Genomic DNA, 22,994 nt, shown 5'->3' with positions numbered 1-22,994 from the left:
GCAAAGCAGAACAAACCCTTTAACGTACAAGCGGGGTATTCGTTAAATAACCAAAGTTGACAATCAAACAGACGAATGATACCATAAAAATGTTTGATATAATACACTTCCAAAAATATTTAAATTTGCCGGAGGTATCCTGACATGGCTCAAATAGATAACTGTTAAGTTTCTGTTTGGGTTATTTTTATTTCAATGGGTAGAATAGTTACCAGGAAGCGGGAGGTGCTTGTGTGTCTACGGTTGTTCTTATTGGTGCCCAGTGGGGCGATGAAGGAAAAGGGAAAGTAACGGATTTTCTTGCTGAAAAGGCCCATATTATTGTGCGTTTTCAGGGCGGTAACAATGCCGGCCATACCGTTGTGGTGGATGATGCGGAATTTAAATTGCACTTGATTCCCTCGGGAATTCTATATCCGGATAAGCTTTGCGTCATTGGCAACGGGGTGGTTGTTGATCCCAAGGTGCTCAAACAGGAATTGGACTCCCTAGCGGAACGGCAAGTTCCTGTAGGGGAGCTGAAGGTTAGCCAGAGGGCCCATGTGATTATGCCCTACCATCGTCGGATGGATGCGGTGGAAGAAGAGCAAAAGGGGAATGCCAAAATTGGCACCACTAAGCGCGGCATAGGGCCCACCTATACCGATAAAGCTTCCCGGGTAGGAATTCGTATTGTGGATCTGGTGGATAAAGAAGCGTTTCCGGAGCTGCTGAAGGCCAATGTGGAACGCAATAACCGGATTTTTGAAAAGATATTTAACACCGAAGGTTTTAACTACGAGGAAGTTTTAACGGAATATCAAGGTTATGCCGATATGCTGGAGCCCATGATGGCGGATGTCTCCCTGCTGGTTCATGAAGCCATGAAGGAAGGGAAAAACGTCCTCTTTGAAGGAGCCCAGGGGACCCTGCTGGATCTGGATCATGGAACCTATCCCTATGTAACCTCCTCTCACCCAACCGCAGCAGCGGCTTGCTTGGGCTCAGGCATTGGACCTACCCGCATCGACCGGGTGATTGGCATTGTCAAGGCCTATACCACTCGGGTAGGAGAAGGTCCTTTTCCCACAGAATTACAGGATGAATTGGGTGAAGAGATCAGAAAGAACGGCAATGAATACGGCACCACCACAGGCCGCCCCCGCCGCTGCGGCTGGTTTGACGCGGTGATCGTCCGTTATGCGGCCCGGATCAGCGGACTGGACAGTCTGGCCATTACCAAGCTGGATGTTTTAACCGGACTTCCGGTGGTGAAGCTGTGCTCGGGCTACCGTTACAAAGGCGAGATCATCCGGGAGTTCCCCGCTTCCCTGCGGGAGTTGGCCAAGTGCGAGCCTGTTTACGAGGAATTCCCCGGCTGGTCCGAAGATATTTCCAACGTTACCCGCTTTGAAGACCTGCCGGCAAATGCTAAACGCTACCTGGAGCGCATTATTGAGCTTACAGAGGTTAAAATATCCCTCATTGGTGTGGGCGTGAAGCGCAGCCAGACCATCGTTTTGGAAGATTTGTTTGCATAAAATTAAAGGGGCCGGCGGCCCCTTTAATTTTTGTTTTCCGGATGGCATGCAGCTAGGCAAGCTAATTGTTAAAAGGTGGTTTTGCATTGAGAGTCAGCTTAGAAAGATTATGAATGGTATAAGGAATATTAAGATTTTGTAAATATTTAAAGAAATTTTTTGAATTAAAAAATGTTGACACACTGTATGGATTTGTTGTATTATAGCATACGTGAGGTTTCGCCGGTGCGAAAAAAACCAAATAAGATCCATTAGCTCAGTTGGTAGAGCACCTGACTTTTAATCAGGGTGTCCCGCGTTCGAGTCGCGGATGGATCACCAACCACAAAAATTTTGTGGCCCCTTGGTCAAGCGGCCTAAGACACCGCCCTTTCACGGCGGTAACACGGGTTCGAATCCCGTAGGGGTCACCAAATTTTTTCTTTTTGTGTTTACAGTGCCTTTGCTTGTGGATATAATAAATATCAAATGCGGGTGTAGCTCAATGGTAGAGCATCAGCTTCCCAAGCTGAGGGTTGCGAGTTCGATCCTCGTCACCCGCTCCAGTGGAATCAAGATAAAAGGGTTTGCCTTTGGGCAAACCCTTTTACTATGTATTATACAAATGATACCCTTTGGCCCGGTCTTTCGAAAAAACGAGAAGATTTAATCACGAGTTTGCCGATTAAGGAATACCGGGAGAGCTTTCCGTCAAGGGATACTCTTTGGCGTAGTCTTTTAAAATTTTCAGCACCTGCTGATTAAAATTACGGTTTTCCTCCTCAGCGATTTGTTTAATTAACTTATAAATATTTTGATCCATAATCAATGTTAAATCGACCTTTACCTTGTAGTTGTTGGTCAAAAGTTTCACCTGCATTTCATGATATCTGAGAGAATGGTCTTGGGACAAAAGTCCCTTTAATATATATCGTTCAAAATTCTATAAAATTTAACCAATAAAAAGTCAATTTAATAAATAATTTGGCTGCCCCGGGAGTCAACTTTTTCTTGCCTTGGACAATCCCGGTGCTTTATAATTGAATGCGGAAAGGGGATGAAAGACTTTGACTAAACACATTAAAACCTTAAATAAGACTTCTTTAAAAGAAACTGTGAAAAACGGCGGTTGCGGCGAATGCGCTACTTCCTGTCAATCCGCTTGTAAAACCTCCTGCACCGTAGGTAATCAGGTTTGTGTTAAGCAAGCATAAAACCTCTGGTACAGATACACAGAAAAAACCACAACCTTGTCCCAACGGGATAAGGTAATTTTTTTGGGAGGGTTTTTGCGTGTTACATAAATTTATTTTTGACGGTGTTCGCATTGTTTTGGATGTTCACAGCGGGGCTGTTCATGTTGTGGATGAACTGGCCTGGGAAATCCTAGAGAGGTTTTCCACCGCCACCCAAGAAGAAATCAAAGAAGCTCTTTCCGGTCAATATGATGATGGAGAAATTCATCAGGCGCTGGTTGAAATAGAAGGATTGGTCCATGAAGGGCTGCTATTTACCGAGGACCCTTACCAAAGCAGTTACCAACCCCGACGGGATGGCGTGGTGAAGGCCCTGTGCCTCCATGCCGCTCACGATTGCAATCTGCGTTGCAAATACTGTTTTGCCGGCCAGGGGCAATTCGGCGGGCCCAGCGGTCTGCTTCCGGTTGAAGTGGGGCAGGCGGCCATTGATTTTGTAATTCAACAATCGGGAAACCGGAAAAACATAGAAATTGATTTTTTCGGAGGAGAACCCCTGCTTAATTTTAAAACCATAAAAAAACTGGTGGCTTATGGACGGGAAAAGGCCAAGGGTGCAGGGAAGGAATTTAAATTCACCCTTACCACCAACGGCGTGTTGCTGAACCAAGAGGTGCAGCAATTCCTGCTGGACAACCATATGGCCGCGGTATTAAGCCTGGACGGACGTCCTGAGATCCATAATGCCATGCGTCCTACGCCTTCGGGCAAAGGATCCTATTCTCAAGTGGTAAAGGCCTTTCAGGAGTATGTCAGGCAACAGCCCCCGGCCGGTTATTACATCCGGGGAACCTACACCCGTCATAATCAGGATTTTTCCCGGGACGTACTTCATATGGCGGAATTGGGCTTTCGTGACCTTTCCGTAGAACCGGTGGTTGCCGGCAGGGATACCGACTACGCCTTCCGGGAGGAGGATCTGCCGGCGCTGCTGGAAGAATACACCCGGCTGACCCGGCAGTTGCTGGAGCGCAGACAAGCTGGAGAGCCGATCAACTTTTTTCACTTCAATATTGACCTGCAGGGTGGTCCCTGTCTGCCCAAGCGCCTGTCCGGTTGTGGGGCCGGCTATGAATATCTGGCGGTGACCCCCGAGGGGGACCTCTATCCCTGTCACCAGTTTGTGGGGAAACAGGACTTCCGGCTTGGTAATGTTTGGGAAGGGATAAAAAAACCGGAAATCATTGATAATTTTCGCCAGACCCACATATATAACAAGAGGGAGTGCGTGGATTGCTGGGCTAAATTTTATTGCAGCGGGGGTTGCCATGCCAACGCCATGGCCTTTAACGGGGATCTTTTGAAGCCCTATTCATTGGGGTGCCAACTGGCTAAAAAACGGTTTGAATGCGCCATCTACCTGCAGGTTAAGCAGGCTGGTCTAGCCTAAGTAAAAGGACTCCCCGGAAGGGGGGTCCTTTTTGTTGGGTTAAAGCTTTACGGTCTAAAGTTATCTATGCTATAATAATTTGTGCCGAAATTTACCTCTCTATGACTATTTTTCCAGCTTTATAGGGTAATGGAGGGGAACTTTTCGAAAGGAGCTGAACGATGCAAGTAAAGGAGAAAATCTTATTATTTAAAACTTGGTTAGACAAGCAGCCAAGTACATACAAACGGGTAATATCCGGAGCCTTAGCGGTGTTTTTAGTTTTAGGACTGCTGTCGATGGTGGCGGCCAACCGGGCCTGTGCCATTGAAGTGGACGGCAAGGTCTTGGCCGTGGTTAAAGATAAAACCACAGCGGAGGCGGTTATTAATTCGTTGATTAAAAAACAACAAGGCAAGGCTGCCAATGTAAAAATCACGCAGGAAGTTCTCTGTAAGACGGTTAAAAAAGATGAGGCCGAAGTTGTCAGTGCAGAGAAATGCACGGAAATCCTGGCCAAAAATCTTTCCTTTGAGGCGGTTGCCGTAGGCATTAAGGCCAACGGGGGTTTAAAGGTAGCTGTCAAGGACAGGGAGGCAGCAAATTTAGTTTTGGCAAAACTCAAGCAAGCCTACCAGATTGATCCGGACAATACCCTTTCATTTAAACAAAAGATCGATCTGGTAGATTTGCCTGTTAAAGCAGATAAGATTAAGGCGGTGGAACAAGCCGTGAAATATCTAAAAGGCGAATCCGATAAGCCGAGATATTACACGGTAAAAGAAGGCGACACACTGTGGGATATCGCCGTCCGTTTTGATGTTACGCCGGAAGAGCTGCAAGCCGCCAACCCGGATTTCGTTCCGGAAAAGATGCAGATCGACCAGAAAATTAAAATGGTTGGGGCGTTGGATCCCGTTATCGACGTGGTTGCCACTACGCAAAAAACCATTCAAGAGGACGTTGTTTTAGCCCAACAAGTCAGGAAAAACCCCAGTCTGCCCTATGGACAAAGCAAGGTGATTCAGCAGGGTGAGAAAGGGCTTAAAGAGGTAACTTATCAAATCACGGCGGTCAATGGCATGGAGACGGAGCGCAAAGTACTGAAGGAAAAGGTGTTGAAAGAAGCCAAAGCGCAAATTGTGGAACGCAGTTCCCAAACCATGGTGGCATCCCGTGGTCTCAGCCGTCCTGCCGGAGCCATTCTATCTCCTTTCGGCATGAGAAGCGGTCGGATGCATACTGGAATTGACTTGGCCCGTGGTTACGGCTCGCCCATTCAGGCGGCCCAGAGCGGTAAAGTTATTCGTGCCGGCTGGTACGGAGGTTACGGCAACTGTGTGGATATCAGCCATGGCAACGGATTGGTAACCCGCTACGGTCACATGTCCAGCATCAGCGTGAAAGTTGGCCAGACCGTCCAAAAGGGTAGCATCATTGGCAAAGTTGGTTCCACCGGCAGGTCCACCGGACCTCACCTGCACTTTGAAGTGATTGTCAACGGAGTTCCCAGAAATCCATTAAGTTACTTATAAGACGTATAAAACCTTCCGTTAGTTTCGCGGAAGGTTTACTTTTTTTAAACTATTTGTTATGATTGTCCATAGTATTGATGGTCTTTTTCCAGACCAGACGCGGTCTGTCATTTCATTTACATTGATCCGGAGGGAAGGGTCTTATGTTTAAAAGTTTATCTCCCAGAGCCAGGCAAAAACGATTCCAGCGGATCGTTATTGGTATCCTGGTGGTTGTGCTGTCCATGGGTCTCATTGGTTCTTCCATGGTTTGGTCCGGGCTGGGCAGTGCTCAAAACGACACCAAGGCTCCCACTACCATGGAGGAGAGAATTAAACTGCTTGAGGAGCAAGCCAAAGAGAAACCCAATGATACGGGTCTGATGCTTAACCTGGCCTCTTATTACATCCAGGTAGGGAAAATTACACAGGCCGACGATCTCTATGCCAAGGTCATACAGTTAGAACCTAAGAATATTTCCGCCCGTCAGAATTTGGCCTTATCCTACTATAGTCAGGGCAAGATCGATCTTGCTGAAAAGCAGTTGACGGAAGCTTTGGCAATTGAAGGCAATAACGCAGATTTAAACTTTCAGTATGCCAAGCTATTGGCAGAGAAAAAGGATTACCAGGGAGCCATAACGGCCATGGAGAAGGTTCTGGCAGTCCAAAAGGAAGGCCCCAAGGCGGAGGAAGCGCGCAAATCAATTGAACAGTGGAAGATCCAAGCCGGGCAATAACCCGGCTTTTCAATTGCACAAATTACCAGTAGGACTGAACCGACCACAATTATATAATTATAACTAGTTATATAATTAGTTGGGAGGTATCTTAAAATGCCTCGTATATTATCTTTGTTTTATGGGTACGAGTGGTCAAGGACAAGCCGTTATCTAGGCATTATTCTAACCGTATTGATCCTGCTGACGATTTTTTTCGTACGGTTGCCCAATGTTGCCCGTACGGCTGCCTACAATGTTTTCCGGGAAGGGCTGAAACAAAAGGCCCTTTGGACAACCCGCCATATGGAAACCCTGCAGGGTCAACATTTCATTGTCCGCTATACCGGGAATAACCGTTCGGATGCTGAACTGGTACTGGCTACCGCAGAACGCTTCTATGCTCCTGTTGCGTCCAAATACGGGTACTCCGGCAAAGGGAAAATCCCGGTCATTGTCTATCCCTCCAGATCGGAACTGAACCGTAATTTTGGCTGGCCGGCCGATGAGAGCGCCATGGGCGTGTACTGGGCCGGCGTGATCCGGGTATTATCTCCGGATATTTGGGTGGGAGAGTCTAATTCAGCCTTGTATAAGGAAGCATTTGAAACGGACGGTCCCATGGCTCACGAATTTACGCATCTGGTTGTGGATTATATTACCGGAGGCAACTATACCCGGTGGCTTACCGAAGGACTGGCCCAGTATGAGGAATACCAATTAACCGGCTTTGAATTTGATGAAACCGGGGCCCTGCTGGGACAAACTCTCTACCCTTTGAGTGAGATGGATCTGAATTTTGATCGTTTGCCCAATCAGGCGCTGGCTTATCGTCAATCCTACCTGGCCGTCCGTTATATTGCCGAGGTTTACGGGGAAGAATCCCTGCGTTCTTTGCTCCAGCTCCTTGCGGAAGGGAAGAAAACCGACAAGGCCATTCCTTCTTTATTGGGTATGGATATGCCAACCTTTGAGGCGGCTTATCAAAAGTGGGCCATGGAGAAAGAAAGTTTAAATCAATTGTAGGACTTTTAGCTGGTATTTACCACCAAGGCAGGAATTTCCTCGATTCAAAGAGAATATATTTAAATCAGATTTGGGGAGCGAATCATTTTAGGAGGGCAAAAAATCGTTGGATAAACTCATAATCGAAGGAGGGCACCCGCTCCGTGGCAAGGTAAGGGTCAGTGGTGCTAAGAACGCTTCCCTCGCGCTTCTGTGTGGAGCTTTACTGGCAGAAGATGAGGTTATTTTAGAGAATGTGCCGGATATCAGTGATGTGCGAATCATTTTAGAAATAATAGGAACCATGGGAGCTAAAGTGCGCTGGCTGGGGGAGGACATTCTGTCCTTAAAAAGCCCGGACCAGGTGGTGGAAGAAGCTCCTTATAATCTTGTAAAACAACTGCGAGCTTCCAATCTGCTTTTGGGGCCCATGCTGGCCCGTTATGGGAAAGCCAATGTATCTCTGCCCGGCGGCTGTAACATTGGTGTCCGTCCCATGGATCTGCATTTTAAGGGACTGGTGGCCCTGGGCGCCGACTTAAGCCTGGAACGGGGGGCTGTCCGGGGAAGCTGTAAGTCTAAAGGATTTAAAGGCACCCGTGTATATTTGGATTTCCCCAGTGTGGGAGCCACCGAAAACATTATGATGGCTGCTGTGCTGGCGGAAGGGCAGACCGTTATTGAGAACGTAGCCAAGGAACCGGAGATCGTGGATTTGGCCAACTTTTTAAATTCCCTGGGTGCCAGAGTCCGGGGGGCCGGTACGGACCTGATTAAAATCGAGGGGGTTCCCCGGTTGAAAGGGGGACGCTATTCCATTATTCCTGACCGCATTGAGGCAGGAACTTTTATGGTAGCCGCTGCCGCCACCCGTGGAGATGTGCTGCTGGAGAATGTGATTCCCCGTCACCTGGAGCCCCTGAGCGCCAAGCTCCGTGAAGCCAATGTGGAAGTGATTGAAGGAGAAGATTCCATCCATATTAAAGCCGAAGGCATTGAGGCTAGGAATATTGATATTAAGACCATGCCCTACCCGGGTTTTCCAACGGACATGCAGTCCCAAATGATGGCGCTTCTTTCAACTGTTCCGGGAACCAGTATTATTATTGAAAATATTTTTGAGAATCGTTTCCGGGTGGCCGATGAGTTAAAACGGATGGGGGCCAACATTAAAGTGGAAGGCCGCATGGCTGTCATTGAGGGTGTTCCCTTTTTGCAGGGGACCCAGGTCAAGGCTTCCGACCTGAGGGCCGGTGCGGCATTGGTTATTAGCGGGCTGATGGCCCGGGGAGAAACCGAAATTGGCCACATTCAGTTTGTGGATCGGGGTTACGCCGGTATCGAACAAAAGCTAAACCATCTGGGGGCCTGCATTCGCAGGGCATAAAACCTGTAAATAATGAAAAGCTAACGATAAAGGCGTGCCGGCGGCACGCCTTTATTAATCATTGATATCAAGGAATAAGGAGCAAATATGAAAATTACCATTTTATCTGTTGGTAAACTAAAAGAGAAATACCTGGTGGACGGGGTAAAAGAATACAGTAAACGATTGGGTCCCTATGCCAAATTGGAGATACTGGAAGTGCCGGATGAACCCTGTCCGGAAAATGCTCCCCGGGCTGTGGAAGATCAGGTCCGGCAGAAAGAAGCGGATAAACTGGCCAAACGCCTTCGGGAAGGGACCTATCTCATTGTCCTGGATCCCAGAGGGAAAATGCTCTCCTCCGAAGAAATGGCCGCCAGAATGGAGAAAAGTGCCTTATCCGGCCACAGCGACATTACTTTTATCATCGGCGGATCCCTGGGGCTGGCCGATTCCCTGAGAGAACGGGCCCATTTGCTGTTGTCCTTGTCCAATATGACCTTTCCCCACCAATTGGTGCGGCTTCTTTTAGTGGAGCAGATTTATCGCTGGTTTAAAATTATAAGGAATGAACCGTATCACAAATGAGTTTATAGGTGAATATTAGTGAGACCGGCTAAAAAATAAATTCCATCGTAATTTTTGATGAAAGAACTGGCACTGCCAGCAGCCGATGATGTTAGCAAGGAATGTTAGGTAATTTCGTTAAACATTTTATATAATATACCGGAAAACATATTGAGGGGGAATCCTATGAACTCTAAGCTGCAAATCCAAAACTCAATTGACTATATTGAAAAGAACTTGTGCGAGAATATTAAATTGAGCGAAATTGCCAGGCAGTCACATTTTTCCCAATTTCATTTCCATAGGCTCTTTCATAAAACCGTCGGAACATCGGTAATGGACTATGTAAGAAAGAGGAGATTATCTGAGGCTGCAATGGAACTAGCAGAAACAGATGAGAAAATCACGAATATCGCTTTTAAATATCAATTTAGTTCGGAAGAGTCCTTTTCCAGGGCCTTTAAAAAATTATATGGTGCAAGCCCGAGAGATTACAGAAATACTAGCAGGAAAATTTCCAGATGTGGAAAAGCGGGGACGTTTATAAAAGGTTCAAATGGCTCTTCTTCAAGTAATACCACATTGTGTAGAGCTGCTTAAGAAATCATTTATGAAAACAGGGCATCTCACTGCTAAAGGAGTGATCGTATGAGTATGGTGCCAATGGTTATCGAACAGACAAACCGTGGAGAGCGTTCTTATGATATATATTCAAGGTTATTGAATGACAGGATTATCATGTTGAGCGATACCGTCAATGATACATCCGCCAGTTTGATTATCGCCCAGATGCTGTTTTTGGAAGCTTCAGATCCTGAAAAGGATATTCATTTCTATATTAACAGTCCTGGAGGATCTATTACCGCTGGTTTTGCCATTTATGATACAATGCAGCATATCAAGCCGGATGTATCGACGATCTGTGTAGGAATGGCGGCAAGTGCAGGCTCCTTTTTACTAACGGCCGGTGCAAAAGGAAAAAGATTTGCATTACCCAACAGTGAGATATTGATTCACCAGCCATGGATGGAAGGCGGAATCAAAGGACAGGCTACAGATATAAAAATACATGCTGAATGGATGCAGAGAACAAAAGAGAAGTTGAACAGGTTGTATAGTGAATTGACCGGACAGCCGTTGGAAAGGATTAAAAGGAACATGGAGAGAGACTATTACATGACGGCAGAAGAGGCAAAGGAATATGGGCTTATTGACGCTGTGATGATAAAAAAATAAAATCAGGTAAATTGCTATATATACATACAATGATTGATAGAGACATCCTTAGAAGGTGTCTCTGATACTTAACAGGTTATTTTTATTTCACAAATTTCGGTTTAGTTGCTGAGTGATACGGAGAACCTGTTAAACGTAGTGTTTCCGTTACTCAAATAGGTTGACTCCTTAATCATTGAATTCATTTCTAAATTTCCGGAAATCTTTAGGTGTTCTTTTATGATATTTTTTAAAAGACTGAATGAAGTGATTGGCATGATTGAAGCCCACTCTGTGGGCTATTTCGGTTATTGTATAATCTGTTGAAATTAATAACTCGCTGCTTTTTTTGATACGGTATTTAATTAAGTAGTCGTAAGGCGTCATATGAATTGTTTTCTTAAAACTCCGAGTGCATTCCGAAACACTTAGGTGGGCTGCATCAGCAATCTCTTGCAGTGTTAGATTATTTGAATAGTTCTGATGGATGAAGCTGAGCATTAATTGAAGTCTTTCCCGCTGCAGCTTTAAGTATTTAGGTGCTTCCTCAGAAGAGAGCGAAATGTTAGAAATTAAGGTAAACCATAATTGTACAGTTTTGATAGAAACTTCATATTCCCATCCCCAGTTCTTTTTCATATCAAAATTTTTTTTCATATCCCAAAGCATTTCTAGTACTTGACTTTCCCATGCAACTTTTCCCTTGATTACTAGTGATACCGAGGAAGAGTTTGTATAAGGTAATACATAATTTTTTTCCATGGCACTATCTGCGTAGAAGGCCAGCAGTTTCGCCGGAAAATTAAAACTAACATATTGACCGTTATGTGTCAGATTCGTAGTAACGTGAAGGATGCCCTTATTAATTAAAATTGCCTGCCCCGTTTCTAATTCATGATTAATCCCATTAACTTGTATAACCAGTTTTCCTTTAGTAACCAAAGTGATTTGTAGTTCTTCATGCCAATGTAAATCGTTAAATCCTCTACCTTCAGGAATACTTCTATGAATGGTATGGGTGTACATGATGTATGGAAATGAAACATCGGGATATAAAATGGTTTCGTGCAATTGCTTCTCCATTTTAGCCAAATCCTTTCTGGTGACGATATTTCCATATAAATTAAAGATATAGTTACACAAATAAAATAAAAATGGTGATATTATTACATCAGATCTTCGGCTTATCATTGCAATCCTAGGTTTGATGACCATTCCTAGGCATGGGAAGAAAAGACAAAAGATGAGGTGAATGTTTATGGCAACGATTGATGATTTTTTGAAATTGGATATTCGTGTCGGAACAATTATTAAAGCGGAGTTTTTCGCAAAAGCAAAAGTACCCGCTATTAAACTTGAGATTGATTTTGGACAAGAAATCGGAATAAAAGCGTCTAGTGCACAAATTACAAAAAGATATACGGCTGAAGATATTATAGGGCAACAAGTAATCGGGGTAGTCAATTTTCCTCCGCGTCGTATAGCCGGGTTTAATTCAGAGGTATTAGTTCTTGGAGGAATACCCGAAAAGGGGGATGTAGTTCTATTAAAGCCTGATTTTAAACTACCTGATGGAACACCGATTGGGTGATAGATAGTTTTAGTTAGAATAACAGCGCAATCCCCCTGGCAGAGCTGCCAGGGGGATTGCGTTTATTCTTCAAGGGCAGTTTTTTCTGAAATACCATGCTTGCCATGGCCTAGTACCTTGTCTCGTAAACCTAGAATGATCAACCAGGCAAAGTATACGAGAGCGAACCAGAAATAAGGGAAGGCCGGGATGAGGTTCATACCTAAAATACCTGCATTGTAAAAGTAAATATTGGTCCAAGGAATTAAGGGCGAAACGATAATACCCGAGGCAATGACATTTCGGTAAAGTTCTTCTATGGGCCGGCCTTCTTCCTGGTACTTGCCCTTCAGCAGTTCTCCGGAAATAATGATTGCCGGGATTACCGCACAGGTGCAAATGGAAATAAACACGCTGAGTAAATGACTTTGCAGGCCAAGTTTTTTCTGGAGCAGGGGCAGGGAGATAAGTTTGACAAAGATCGCATCCAAAGCACCAATTTTTTTCAATAATGCAGCCCAAATGGAGGCCATCATGGTTAATTGCATAATACTGCCGAAAGGCGTGATGCCACCCCGGGCAAAGATTTGCATGATTTCCTGGTCTGCCGGAGGGATGTATCCGTGGCTCATGGCACGAAATATTTCTGCTAAGCCGGCACCCTGAAAAACATAAGCAAAAAGGGAAGAAACGATTAAATTGATCATCAGTACCGGTACCGTAGGAGTTCCCCGGGCGATAAGCAGAAAAAGCAAAATGACCGGCAGAAATATTACGGGACTGATAAAAAAATGCTGCCGGATGGCATCAATGATTAAACCACTGTTGATAGAGGCCTGGGGAAAACCTACAAAGTAGCCATAGACCAAGTACAAAACTTCCACCAATAAAAAAGGTGGAAGCAGTCGCACCATAAATAGCTTAATGGTTTCATTTAACCGGGCGCCCTGGGCTAGGGCCAGGGGCAGCATGTCGTTAATGGGTGAAATCAGTTGACCCATTACAGCCCCTGAGATTAATGCTCCGGATGTGACGTAAAGGTCCGCCCCAATACCATGGGCAATAACCATTAGCGCCACTCCCACCGTACCCATTGCGCCGCCCGAGGTAGAAAGCGCGGCAATCATGGCAGTAAATAAACAGGCTCCGGCATAAAAGAAGGCTGGCTTTAGCCAGACCAGTCCATAACTTACAAATGCCGGGATAATGCCTGCTTCAATCCATATACCAATGGTAGCTCCAATACAAATTAAGAAATATAAGGCCGGGGCACAACTGGTGATACCCGAAACCAAACTTGGTTCCACATCCCTCCACCTGTGCCCTGTATAGACCCCCAATAGGCCGCTGAGTATAATAACCGCCAGCAACGGGGTATGCATATCCATCGCAGATATACTTGAGGTCACTAAAATTGCCAAGCTAATAACAAAGGTTATGGTTGCTTCCCAAAAAGTTGGTGCCCTATGTTTGCCTTCTGAATTCATCGCTGCCCTCGTCTTATATTAGAAATTTCTACTGAATTATACACCTAATTTAGTTAGCAGGACAATATAGAAAGAAATGTATGCCAAGTAAAATTCATAAGGGAGCGGAGATGCGGTGAGAATGAGAGGAGGCTTGCCATAGAAATAGAGGCTGCTGAAAAAGCAGCCGCTTATAATTACATGCTGCTTGGTCATTCTGAACGGAATGAAGAATCTATGGTTTAGGGTACTCGTAGAGATGGCAAAGATAATTTTTCAGTAACTTCTAAAATAAGATCGGTTATTTTTCTGCCCTTATTATTGAAACATTTATAGCCGGGGTTTAAATGGTCAATATGTTTGCCGTCTGCGGAACAAAAGGCGAGCTTGCAGTCAGTCCTTAAGATGAATATTAAAATAAGAGGGCATGGAACCTATTAGTGGGGACAACCATTGGTGAAAAGCGCTCGTCGGCTGCTTTTTGCCCATATCATAAAAATAATTCGGATAGGTCTGTACCAACCCCGCAACTTTTTTCAAGGGAAGATCGCCGTCTTGCCAAATCATACGTCCCTTTTTTCCTTCCATTGAGGCCAGGAAGGCCGCCCGCCCGCATTCATAGGCGAATTCTTCATCAAACAAAGAGACACATTCGGAGAAACTGCGTTGGGTCATCCCCAGATTTTGGCTTCGGGCTACCAGCCCTAACCGGCTTTTAACCAGTTTAGACAGGTGCTCTGATGCCCCCACAATAACCGGACGGGTGCCCTCCTCGTTCTGGAACTGTTCACAGCCGATAGGGTGTCCATTTACGTCTTTCATGCCTTCTCCCACAACGGCTACCACATAGCCATGGCGCCGATACATTTTTTGAACATCTTCAAGAAAGTCATTGATGGCTAAGGGGACCTCCGGCAGATAGACAAGATGAGGCGGATCTTCCGGATGCTCTTGAGCCAGCGCCGAGGCGGCAGCTAGCCAGCCCACCGCCCTGCCCATGGTTTCAATAATTCTTACTTGTTCAAAGGTACGCATGGATCTCAAATCGGCACCCTGGGCTTTAACCGCTAAGGCTACGTACCGGGCCGCACTGGCGTAGCCGGGGGCATGATCCAGGCCAACCAAGTCATTGTCTATGGTCTTGGGTACTCCATTAACGGTCATGGCAACGCCCATTTCCTCCGCAACTTGCTTCAATTTATGGCACGTTCCCATAGTTCCGTTACCGCCAATGAAAAGAAAATGCCCGGCACCCTGCTTTTCCAAAAAGCGTACTGCCTGCCGGTAATCTTCTTCCTTCATAATATACCTACTTCCGCCTAGGGCAGCGGCTGGTGTATGCCGTAAAAGTTGAATTTCTTGCCTGGACAAGTGGGTCAAATCAACGATTTCCTCTTTTAAGGCCCCTTCTAAGCCGTTGAACAAACCGTAAATTCCCGCTATTACACCGCTATTCTGGGCAGCAGCGATAATGCCGGCTAGCGAACTGTTGATCACCGCCGTAGGGCCCCCGGACTGAGCGATAAATAGCTTATTTTGCTTTTGCATAAACTTCTCACCCTCATTTGCTGTTTCTATATTTTTTCGATCATTGGTTAATGAATATTTTTGCGGCTTCAAATAAAGTAGGCCATCGTATAGAAGGTAATTCTAGACATTAATATAATTTTGCAATATTATAACTTTATCTAATATAGCCTTGGCTAAAAGATTTTGTCAATTAGAAATCGTTAATTATTTTTATAATATTACAACATTACATATTTGTCTATTTACACTAATATGTTTTTTTGATAAAATTTTTACAATTCCATTTACAATCTATTGTTGATATAAGCTTTTTTAAAGGAATTTAGTCAATTAATCAGGCAATGAACTAGTGAATGAGTCAATAAAAGGGGAAATGAAGCATGGTTCAGCTATATGGACAATTCTTTACCCGCCAGCAGTTACGGGAGCGCATTGGTCATGAATCCCAAATCGGAGGAGTTCGTCGACTAGCCTTAACCGACGGCAATCAAAAAGATGTGGAAGTCATTGAGTTTCGGACCGGTTCCGGACTACACTTCCAAGTAAGCCCAACCCGTGGTATGGACATTATCCTGGCGGAATATAAGGGGAAGGCTATTGGTTGGCGTTCACGCACCGGAGAAGTGGCGCCGGCCTACCTGGAAACCCATGGCTTTATTCCACGGCGGGGTTCCTTCGGAGGCCTGGTTTGTACCTGCGGTTATTCCCAGGTAGGGAATCCATGCCATGATCAAGGCCAAGAACACTGCCTTCATGGCCGAGCCCAACTGTCGCCGGCCACCAATGTTTGGGCAGAAGCGGCCTGGGACGGCGACGAATATAAGATGTGGTGCCAGGGCAAAGTTATCGAGTTGGATAAATTTACAGAGTACTTTGTCAATGAGCGTCGTATTGAGACAAGCCTAGGTGCCAACATGATTCGCATCAAAGATTGTTTAACCAACCACTCCTTCCAGACCCAAGGTCACATGATGCTTTATCATATCAATCTGGGTTTTCCGCTGCTAAGCGGCCATACCCGGCTTTATGCTCCCAGCAGCGATGTCCGTCACCGGGATAAGCCCTCGGTAGACTTTGACTGGACCCGCTATCCCCTGGAACCCCATACTCAAGTTGAAGACGTCTTGTATCATGAGATGGAGGCAGATGAGGAAGGTTATGTTACCATGGCTTTAATCAATGAAACACCCGGTAAAGCTCGCTGGGGTCTCCAACTACGCTATACCAAAGAGAGCTTGCCTAATTTTGTTCATTGGTTCCAGCCTTCTCCCGGCGCTTATGTCATGGGCTTGGAACCCAGTAATTGCTGGGTTGACGGCCGTGCGGCACATCGGGAACGGGGTGAATTGGTGATGCTGGAACCCGGTGAGCAGCACCATTATGAAGTTGAGTTTAAGATTCTAGATGGTGAGGAAGAGATCACAAGCACGTTGGAAAAGCTAAAACAGGTAGAAATGTTTGAAAAGTTGAAATAAAAAGTTTTTTCTTCTTGACGACTATATTTTTTAAAGCTATCATAAAAACAATAAATAAGTAATATTACAACAATATAATAATGCATAATTACCGGTATTTGCTAGCTTTCTGCAACTTAACTTATGGTGTATCCTTCTAGATGCGCCGTAAAGAAAGGAGATTACCGTGGCAGAAGTAATTTTAAAAAACATTGAGAAAAGATACGGTGATTTTGTAGCGGTAGCCGATTTTGATCTGACCATCGAGAATGGAGAGTTTCTGGTTCTAGTGGGTCCATCCGGCTGTGGTAAAAGCACCACCTTGCGCATGGTGGCTGGATTGGATGATCCAACAGGGGGCGAAATTCACATCGGCAATAAAAACGTAACCGATTTGGAACCAAAAGACCGCGATATTGCCATGGTTTTTCAGAGCTATGCATTATACCCCCATAAGAACGTTTACGAAAACATGGCCTTTGCCTTGCGCATAAAAAAGCTTCCTAAGGAAGAGATTGACGCTAGAGTGAAGAAGGCCGCGGAAATGCTGGGTATTTCGCATCTTTTACATCGTCAACCCAAGGAATTGTCCGGTGGACAGCGCCAGCGGGTGGCCCTGGGGCGAGCCATTGTACGGCAACCGGCTGTTTTCCTGATGGATGAACCCTTGAGCAACCTGGATGCCAAGCTCCGGGTGGTCATGAGAGCGGAGTTAATCAAATTACACCGTAAATTGGCCTCTACGGTTATATATGTAACCCACGATCAAACAGAAGCTATGACCATGGGATCCAGGATTGTGGTGATGAAAGACGGACATATTATGCAAATCGGGAAACCAACGGACATCTACGATTCTCCAAAGAGCATGTTTGTGGCCGGTTTTATCGGCTCTCCGCCCATGAACTTTTTGAAGGGTACCCTTTACCGCAAGGAATCCGCAATTCACTTTAAAACCGAAGGGGTGGATGTGCCGCTACCGTCCCATTTGCTGCAGGTTGCGGAATCCTATTTAAATAAAGAAGTCCTTTTGGGAATAAGACCCGAAAACTTATATCCGGCTTGTGAAAATGACCACGAAATGAGTTGCTTGGTGGAAGTGGTGGAGCACGTGGGCGCAGAGTATATTTTGCATGCGAAAACAACCGGTGATACAGAAATTGTTATGACCATGCCCGCAAAGGTAGCAGCACCGCAAATTGGTTGCAGTCTTCTGTTGAAATGTGAAAAAGAGAAAATCCATCTTTTTGATCCTGAATCCGGTCATTCTTTAACTATACAACCTAAATAAAGCGAGGTGATTCAAAGAATAACGAATCAGAGCTTCAAATAATGCTGGGAAACTTTTGCCGAGACGCGCACATGGAGGGGGAGGTAATCAAATGTTTAAAAGTAAAGCAAAAAGGTATATGGCTTTATTGGTAACTTTAGTGCTGTCTGTTTCCCTAATTAGTGGGTGTGGGGGTCCTAAAGGGGACAGCAAGGGTGCCGGTGCTACGGGTGAAAAAATAGAATTGACATTTGTCAACTGGGCGGCTGGAGAAGCCTATACCAAAGACTTGAATAAGGTCATTGCCGAATATGAAAAGCAAAACCCCAATATAAAAATCAAAAATGTAAATGTGCCTGTTAGTGACATGCGCAACCAGTTAATGGTTATGGTTATGGGCGGTAATGTTCCCGACATTGCCCAAGTTCACGTAGGTGATGGCGTAATCCTGGCTACCATGAATGCCCTGGAGCCCACGGAAAATGTACTGCCACAGGAATTAATCAAGGATTTTAGACCGGAATTTTATGAGCCCGGCAAAGTGGGTGACAAACATTACCTAATTCCTTGGGCTCCTAATACCTTGACCTTTTATTACAACAAAACGTTGCTGAAAGAACTTGGCTTTGATCCCACTAAACCACCCCAAACTTTAGACGAGATGGATCAAATGATGAAGGTAGCCAAACAAAAAATGCCCGATGTGGTTGGCCTACAGTTGGACACCACCATTCGCACCGTTGGTTTAGCCCAAGAGTGGCCCTTTATGAACAACTTCCTGGAGCAGCCGGTCACCAATGATTCGGCCAAGGTAAATTCACCGGAGTTTATTCAATTTGGCGAATGGATACGCGGAACGGTTAAAAATGGTTATACCCTGGCAGGCAAGAAGTTTGGGGAGTTCAGACCACAGGCCAGCCAGAACCGGCTGCTTTTTGCCCTTGACGGACCCTTTTTGAGGGGTGTTGTTAAGAGCTTTGACAAGAATATTACCGATGAACAGTTTTTTGAAACCTGGGGCGTTGCACCACTACCCATGGGACCAACCGGCAAGAACTTTTCAGCGCCTGACGACCATACATTGGTGGTCATGAAAGCCTCCCAGCATAAAGAAGAAGCTGCTAAATTCGCCGAGTTTTTAGTGAACAGTGAGTATACGATGAAAAATTATCATGGTCCTCTGGGCTTCCTGCCCCCGACCAAAAGCGCTGCAGAAAAATATCCCGACTTGTTTAACGATCCCATCCGCAGTGTCATTTTAGAAAAAATTGTACCGACACTTACCCCGCTGCCATTTGGTCCTAACTATGCTAAACTGGGCACGACTCTGATGACCGGGGTTCAAGAGATCATCACCACAGATAAGCCGGTTAAGCAGATTCTCGATAATACACAGACTCAATTAGAGGGTGTAATTAATGGCCAGTAAATCAACTGTTAATCGTCCTATAATTCGTATAGGAGGCAAGCGGAGTTTTCTCCGCTTGCCGCTCCACTCCATTTTGCTGCTGCCGGCCATTGCCGTGCTTCTTTTGGTCATTCTCTATCCCCTTGTCAGCAGCGCTATACTCAGTTTTTTTCATTATAATTTGACGGATCCATTGAATCACGGTTTTGTTGGAACAGATAATTTTACCAAGCTGGCCCATGACGGCAACTTCTGGCTGTCTTTGAAGAACACCTTAGTTTTTACCTTTGCCTCGGTTATCATTAGTTTGCTGGTAGGTTTAATTGTAGCCATTGCAGTGGATCAACTACCGGAGAAATACAGTGGATTCACCCGGGGTCTTATTTTAGCCCCCTGGATTATCCCGGCGGTGGTTGTAGCGTATCTCTTTATGTATATTTTTGATGTGGAAGTGGGCTTAGCCAATTTCATTTTGCAGCAACTACACATCATTAAGGAATATCTGCCCTGGCTGATGCGGGGAGATCTGGCCATGACCGCCTGTGTTATCGCTAATTGCTGGAATCAGATCCCCTTTTATATTTTGATGTTCGCTGCCGGATTAAAAACCATCCCGCAAGATGTAAAAGAGGCCACTCTGGAAATGGGCGCCAATCGCTGGCAGGAATTTTGGCATGTAACGCTACCCTATCTGAGAGGAATTATTGTCATTACCTCCCTTCTGCAAATTATTCGCAACCTTAACAACTTTCCGATTATCTACACCATGACCGGTGGCGGCCCGGCCTATGAAACCACCACACTGGTCGTATATATTTATCGTCTGGCTTTTGAAAACTTTGAACTGGGGTATAGCGCCGCCGTAGGCTTTATCTGGTGCGTTGTGCTCACCATCTTGGCCGGCTTCTATGTAAAAATGCTGACCAAAGATTTTTAAGGAGGAGTTAAGATGGCTGAGGTAAGAAAGCCGACAATCACTTGGAAGGCCACCATCTATGGGATTTTAGCGGCTACTTTTATCTGGACTTTATTTCCTTTTTATTGGATGTTCTGCACCGCTTTAAAACCGGAAATCGACCAATTTAAAGTGCCGCCGGACTTTTGGCCCCAAACCATTACCTTTGAAAACTTAATTAAACTTTTTGCCCCGGACTCTTTAATCGTTAAATTCTTCTTTAACAGCTTTGTTACGGCCATTGCCACCGTTGTGGTAACCGTTGTGCTGGCCACACTGGCCGGTTACGCATTGTCCAGGCTGCGCTTCCGTTTTCGTAAACAGATATTGATCAGTGTTTTGGTGACGCAAATGTTTCCTATGGTGGTGCTGCTCATTCCACTGTATCTTTTATATGTTAAGGCCGATTTACTGAACAGTTATTTGGGATTAACCATTGCCTTTACCTCTTTTGCCCTCCCTTTTGGCGTGTGGATGATCAAGGGCTTTATCGATTCGGTTCCGGTGGAAGTTGAAGAGGCGGCCATGGTGGATGGCTGTAGCCGTGTGGAAGCCATGTTTAAGGTTGTTCTCCCTTTGGCCACTCCCGGGATCGTGGCAACGGGTATTTTCGCCTTCCTGGACGCCTGGAACAACCTTTTGTTCCCCATGACGCTGGTCAATGATGTGACCATGAAAACACTTCCGCCAGGTATGCTGATCGCCTTCGGGGGTCAGTTCAAACACGACTGGGGCGGCATGATGGCCACCTCCTTCTTAACAACGCTGCCCATTCTGGTAATTTTCATCTTGGTACAACGTTATATTGTGGCCGGTTTAACCGCGGGGGCGGTAAAAGGGTAGCAAGCGGGGGGAGTCACCCTTTTTCCTTCTGTATGATTAAAAAATAATAGACAGACAGGTGGGATCAAGTTGATCAGAGTTGGCTTGATTGGGGCTGGCAGAATGGGTTGGGCTCATGCCGAAAAGCTGAGCAAAATGCCCGACGTTTCCCTGGTGGCGGTCCAAAGTCATACCGGCATAAGTGCCCAAGAGCTGGCTGAAGCTTTTGGGGCCAAGGCTTACACAGATTACAAAAGGATGCTGGACCATGAAAAGCTGGATGTGGTGTATATCACCACACCGGTATATGCCCATTATGATACGGCCATGGCTGTAATTCAGCGCAAATTAGATTTGTTTTTGGAGAAGCCCATCAGTTTGTCTCTTGGTGAGGCGGCTGCGCTGGTGGAAAAAGTGAAAGAAGCGGAGATACTGTGCGCCATTGGCCATATGTTCCGTTACCGCCGGTCGGTTCAAGCTGCGGCCGGCATGTTGGCTCAACGGCCGGTGTCCATGTTAAACGGTTTTTGGTATTGGACCAAGCCTCCTGTGAAACATATCGCCGATAAAGATTTGGGCGGTGGACCGGTTGTGGATCAATTGATCCATTTAATTGACCTTTGCAGGCTTTTTTGCGGAGACGTGGAAAGTGTTCATGCCTTTTATACCTTGAATGTGAGACAAAATGAAGATTTCAACAACTGGGACGGCTACGTATTAAATCTTAAGTTTAAAAACGGAGTCGTGGGTTCCATATCCGGTACGCTGGCCTTGTTTCCAGATATTAAAGAAGAAAGAAACTTTGAGACCATAGCCCTTGATATCGCTGCCAAAAACTTGTTATTCCGTTTTACTCCCCAAAAAACTATGGTTCTTTCCGAAACAGGAATGGAAATGGACGATTCCCAAACAGGCGATATTAACGATCAGTTTATACAAGCGGTTCGAACCAGGAGCAGGGGACTGATAAAAACCCCCATAGAAGACAGTTATAAAACACTGGCCGTGGTTCTGGCTGCCAATGACTCTGCTCAAACGGGAAAACCGGTTGTTATCGATGACTTTATCGAACAGAGCTTGATGAAAGGACCCTGCTTAGAAAAGGGAAAGGCTTAAGCCTTTCCCTTTGAGCCAAGCAATTCAATTTTTTTGGCAACCACTTGCATAACCCCTTCTTTCGCCGATGATCTGGCAAAACGGGGTTCATAAGCACCTGTTTTAAAATAGGCGGTTAACCCTTGCATCCAGCCAATTTTGAGTTCCGTGCCCACATTTACCTTACTAATGCCGTTACGAATCATGAGGCGAATGGTATCATCCGCGAGACCCGAACCGCCGTGAAGAACCAAAGGAACGTCGACCCGTTTTCTTACGGCCTGGAGCAGCGGTAGATCAAGACAGGGTTCCTTTTTTGTCATGCCATGGACTGTTCCAATGGCCGGCGCCAGGCTATCAATGCCGCTTTCCTGTACGAATATTTTGGCGTCTTCGGGGTCAACCAACGCAAGCTTTTGCTGGGCACCTTCCTGGGCCATATCTTCAGCACCTCCCACGGCTCCCAGCTCAGCTTCCACGGAAGCGCCGTATTTTTGGGCTAAAGCCACTACCTTTTGTGTCAGTTGAATGTTTTCTTGCAGCGGCAGTTCAGAACCATCGATCATGACGGAGGTAAAACCTGCCTCTAAACAGCGTTGAGCCTGCTCATAGGTATGGCCGTGGTCCAGGTGAAGCGCTACAGGGACCCTGGCAGCTTCCGCCACACAACGAGCCATAAAGGCTGCTGATTCCAGCCCCAGGTTTTCAATATAAATCGGGGTGATCATTAAAATGACCGGGGATGAAAGGGCTTCAGCCGTTTCAACAATGCTTTCCACCACATCTTGATTGTAAAAATTAAATCCAGGGACACCATAGCCGGATTGTTGCGCTTTCTTAAGTATGTCTTTGGATGAAATGAGCATGATCGTTCCATCTCCTTCATGATTATATATACAAATAGTAACAGAACC

General features: G+C 45.7%; 22 protein-coding genes and 3 tRNA genes. 20 read left to right on the top strand and 5 right to left on the bottom strand.

The genetic code is table 11. The features are described from left to right. Positions 1-233 precede the first annotated feature (233 nt). The 4 genes from DESRU_RS19505 (at position 234) to DESRU_RS19490 (ending at position 2,065) form a co-directional block, all read left to right on the top strand. Positions 234-1,520 (top strand): adenylosuccinate synthase, encoded by a 1,287-nt coding sequence (locus DESRU_RS19505; RefSeq protein WP_013843820.1) that lies wholly within the window; start codon positions 234-236, stop codon positions 1,518-1,520. Positions 1,521-1,765: 245 nt separating this feature from the next. Further along, positions 1,766-1,841: transfer RNA gene (locus tag DESRU_RS19500), tRNA-Lys, on the top strand. 16 nt (positions 1,842-1,857) lie between these two features. Then, a tRNA-Glu gene (locus DESRU_RS19495) sits at positions 1,858-1,933 on the top strand. Between the two features lie 57 nt (positions 1,934-1,990). Then, positions 1,991-2,065: transfer RNA gene (locus DESRU_RS19490), tRNA-Gly, on the top strand. A 119-nt stretch (positions 2,066-2,184) separates the two neighbouring features. On the opposite strand, the gene DESRU_RS19485 is transcribed toward DESRU_RS19490, so the two are convergent. Continuing rightward, positions 2,185-2,379, bottom strand: a complete 195-nt coding sequence (locus tag DESRU_RS19485; protein WP_187290596.1) for a hypothetical protein — start codon at positions 2,377-2,379, stop codon at positions 2,185-2,187. Between the two features lie 187 nt (positions 2,380-2,566). Here DESRU_RS19485 and scfA point away from each other — a divergent pair, with 187 nt between their 5' ends. The 9 genes from scfA (at position 2,567) to clpP (ending at position 10,531) form a co-directional block, all read left to right on the top strand. Continuing rightward, complete coding sequence (gene scfA / locus DESRU_RS20460; RefSeq protein WP_013843818.1) at positions 2,567-2,713, top strand: six-cysteine ranthipeptide SCIFF; 147 nt, start codon at positions 2,567-2,569, stop codon at positions 2,711-2,713. Between the two features lie 79 nt (positions 2,714-2,792). Beyond that, positions 2,793-4,145 carry a thioether cross-link-forming SCIFF peptide maturase gene (gene scfB, locus DESRU_RS19480; protein WP_013843817.1) on the top strand — a complete coding sequence of 451 codons (1,353 nt, stop codon included), beginning with the start codon at positions 2,793-2,795 and terminating at the stop codon, positions 4,143-4,145. A 251-nt stretch (positions 4,146-4,396) separates the two neighbouring features. Next, positions 4,397-5,659 carry a M23 family metallopeptidase gene (locus DESRU_RS19475; protein WP_238446330.1) on the top strand — a complete coding sequence of 421 codons (1,263 nt, stop codon included), beginning with the start codon at positions 4,397-4,399 and terminating at the stop codon, positions 5,657-5,659. Positions 5,660-5,802: 143 nt separating this feature from the next. Beyond that, a complete protein-coding gene (locus tag DESRU_RS19470; protein ID WP_013843815.1) occupies positions 5,803-6,378 on the top strand; it encodes a tetratricopeptide repeat protein in 576 nt (191 codons plus the stop codon). A 96-nt stretch (positions 6,379-6,474) separates the two neighbouring features. Beyond that, a complete protein-coding gene (locus tag DESRU_RS19465; RefSeq protein ID WP_013843814.1) occupies positions 6,475-7,383 on the top strand; it encodes a peptidase MA family metallohydrolase in 909 nt (302 codons plus the stop codon). Between the two features lie 106 nt (positions 7,384-7,489). Next, positions 7,490-8,749: a UDP-N-acetylglucosamine 1-carboxyvinyltransferase gene (gene murA / locus DESRU_RS19460; protein WP_013843813.1), complete on the top strand. Its 1,260-nt coding sequence runs from the start codon at positions 7,490-7,492 to the stop codon at positions 8,747-8,749. A gap of 87 nt (positions 8,750-8,836) precedes the next feature. Further along, the gene (rlmH, locus tag DESRU_RS19455) at positions 8,837-9,316 is read left to right on the top strand and encodes a 23S rRNA (pseudouridine(1915)-N(3))-methyltransferase RlmH (protein ID WP_013843812.1); all 480 of its coding nucleotides are present in this window, start codon (positions 8,837-8,839) and stop codon (positions 9,314-9,316) included. 165 nt (positions 9,317-9,481) lie between these two features. Continuing rightward, complete coding sequence (locus DESRU_RS19450) at positions 9,482-9,895, top strand: helix-turn-helix transcriptional regulator (RefSeq protein WP_013843811.1); 414 nt, start codon at positions 9,482-9,484, stop codon at positions 9,893-9,895. Between the two features lie 48 nt (positions 9,896-9,943). Continuing rightward, positions 9,944-10,531, top strand: a complete 588-nt coding sequence (gene clpP / locus DESRU_RS19445) for an ATP-dependent Clp endopeptidase proteolytic subunit ClpP (RefSeq protein ID WP_013843810.1) — start codon at positions 9,944-9,946, stop codon at positions 10,529-10,531. Positions 10,532-10,699: 168 nt separating this feature from the next. Here clpP and DESRU_RS19440 read toward each other — a convergent pair whose 3' ends face one another. Beyond that, positions 10,700-11,593 (bottom strand): AraC family transcriptional regulator, encoded by an 894-nt coding sequence (locus DESRU_RS19440; RefSeq protein WP_013843809.1) that lies wholly within the window; start codon positions 11,591-11,593, stop codon positions 10,700-10,702. A gap of 175 nt (positions 11,594-11,768) precedes the next feature. Here DESRU_RS19440 and csaA point away from each other — a divergent pair, with 175 nt between their 5' ends. Continuing rightward, on the top strand, positions 11,769-12,101 hold the full coding sequence (gene csaA, locus DESRU_RS19435; RefSeq protein ID WP_013843808.1) for a chaperone CsaA: 333 nt from the start codon (positions 11,769-11,771) through the stop codon (positions 12,099-12,101). 62 nt (positions 12,102-12,163) lie between these two features. On the opposite strand, the gene DESRU_RS19430 is transcribed toward csaA, so the two are convergent. Together DESRU_RS19430 and DESRU_RS19425 are read right to left on the bottom strand one after the other, a co-directional pair. After that, on the bottom strand, positions 12,164-13,468 hold the full coding sequence (locus tag DESRU_RS19430) for a Na+/H+ antiporter NhaC family protein (RefSeq protein WP_187290595.1): 1,305 nt from the start codon (positions 13,466-13,468) through the stop codon (positions 12,164-12,166). Between the two features lie 471 nt (positions 13,469-13,939). Continuing rightward, complete coding sequence (locus DESRU_RS19425; RefSeq protein WP_013843806.1) at positions 13,940-15,094, bottom strand: diphosphate--fructose-6-phosphate 1-phosphotransferase; 1,155 nt, start codon at positions 15,092-15,094, stop codon at positions 13,940-13,942. 362 nt (positions 15,095-15,456) lie between these two features. On the opposite strand from DESRU_RS19425, the gene DESRU_RS19420 reads away from it, so the two are divergent. From DESRU_RS19420 to DESRU_RS19395, 6 genes are all read left to right on the top strand, one after another. Then, positions 15,457-16,551, top strand: a complete 1,095-nt coding sequence (locus DESRU_RS19420) for an aldose 1-epimerase family protein (RefSeq protein WP_013843805.1) — start codon at positions 15,457-15,459, stop codon at positions 16,549-16,551. A 166-nt stretch (positions 16,552-16,717) separates the two neighbouring features. Next, positions 16,718-17,821, top strand: coding sequence for an ABC transporter ATP-binding protein (locus DESRU_RS19415; protein WP_013843804.1), 1,104 nt, complete (start codon positions 16,718-16,720; stop codon positions 17,819-17,821). 91 nt (positions 17,822-17,912) lie between these two features. After that, positions 17,913-19,229, top strand: a complete 1,317-nt coding sequence (locus DESRU_RS19410) for an ABC transporter substrate-binding protein (protein ID WP_013843803.1) — start codon at positions 17,913-17,915, stop codon at positions 19,227-19,229. Continuing rightward, positions 19,219-20,145, top strand: coding sequence for a carbohydrate ABC transporter permease (locus tag DESRU_RS19405; RefSeq protein ID WP_013843802.1), 927 nt, complete (start codon positions 19,219-19,221; stop codon positions 20,143-20,145). Before DESRU_RS19410 ends, DESRU_RS19405 begins: the two co-directional genes overlap by 11 nt. 12 nt (positions 20,146-20,157) lie before the next feature. Beyond that, positions 20,158-21,006, top strand: a complete 849-nt coding sequence (locus tag DESRU_RS19400; RefSeq protein ID WP_013843801.1) for a carbohydrate ABC transporter permease — start codon at positions 20,158-20,160, stop codon at positions 21,004-21,006. 69 nt (positions 21,007-21,075) lie between these two features. Next, complete coding sequence (locus DESRU_RS19395) at positions 21,076-22,101, top strand: Gfo/Idh/MocA family protein (RefSeq protein ID WP_013843800.1); 1,026 nt, start codon at positions 21,076-21,078, stop codon at positions 22,099-22,101. Here DESRU_RS19395 and DESRU_RS19390 read toward each other — a convergent pair. After that, positions 22,098-22,946 carry a class II fructose-bisphosphate aldolase gene (locus DESRU_RS19390; protein ID WP_013843799.1) on the bottom strand — a complete coding sequence of 283 codons (849 nt, stop codon included), beginning with the start codon at positions 22,944-22,946 and terminating at the stop codon, positions 22,098-22,100. The two genes, DESRU_RS19395 and DESRU_RS19390, sit on opposite strands and share 4 nt — an antisense overlap. Positions 22,947-22,994: the final 48 nt, after the last annotated feature.

Source organism: Desulforamulus ruminis DSM 2154 (genome assembly GCF_000215085.1).
Lineage (GTDB): Bacteria > Bacillota > Desulfotomaculia > Desulfotomaculales > Desulfotomaculaceae > Desulfotomaculum > Desulfotomaculum ruminis.
The sequence above is the reverse complement of the archived record's forward strand: the minus strand, read 5'-3'. Positions and strand labels throughout refer to the sequence as shown.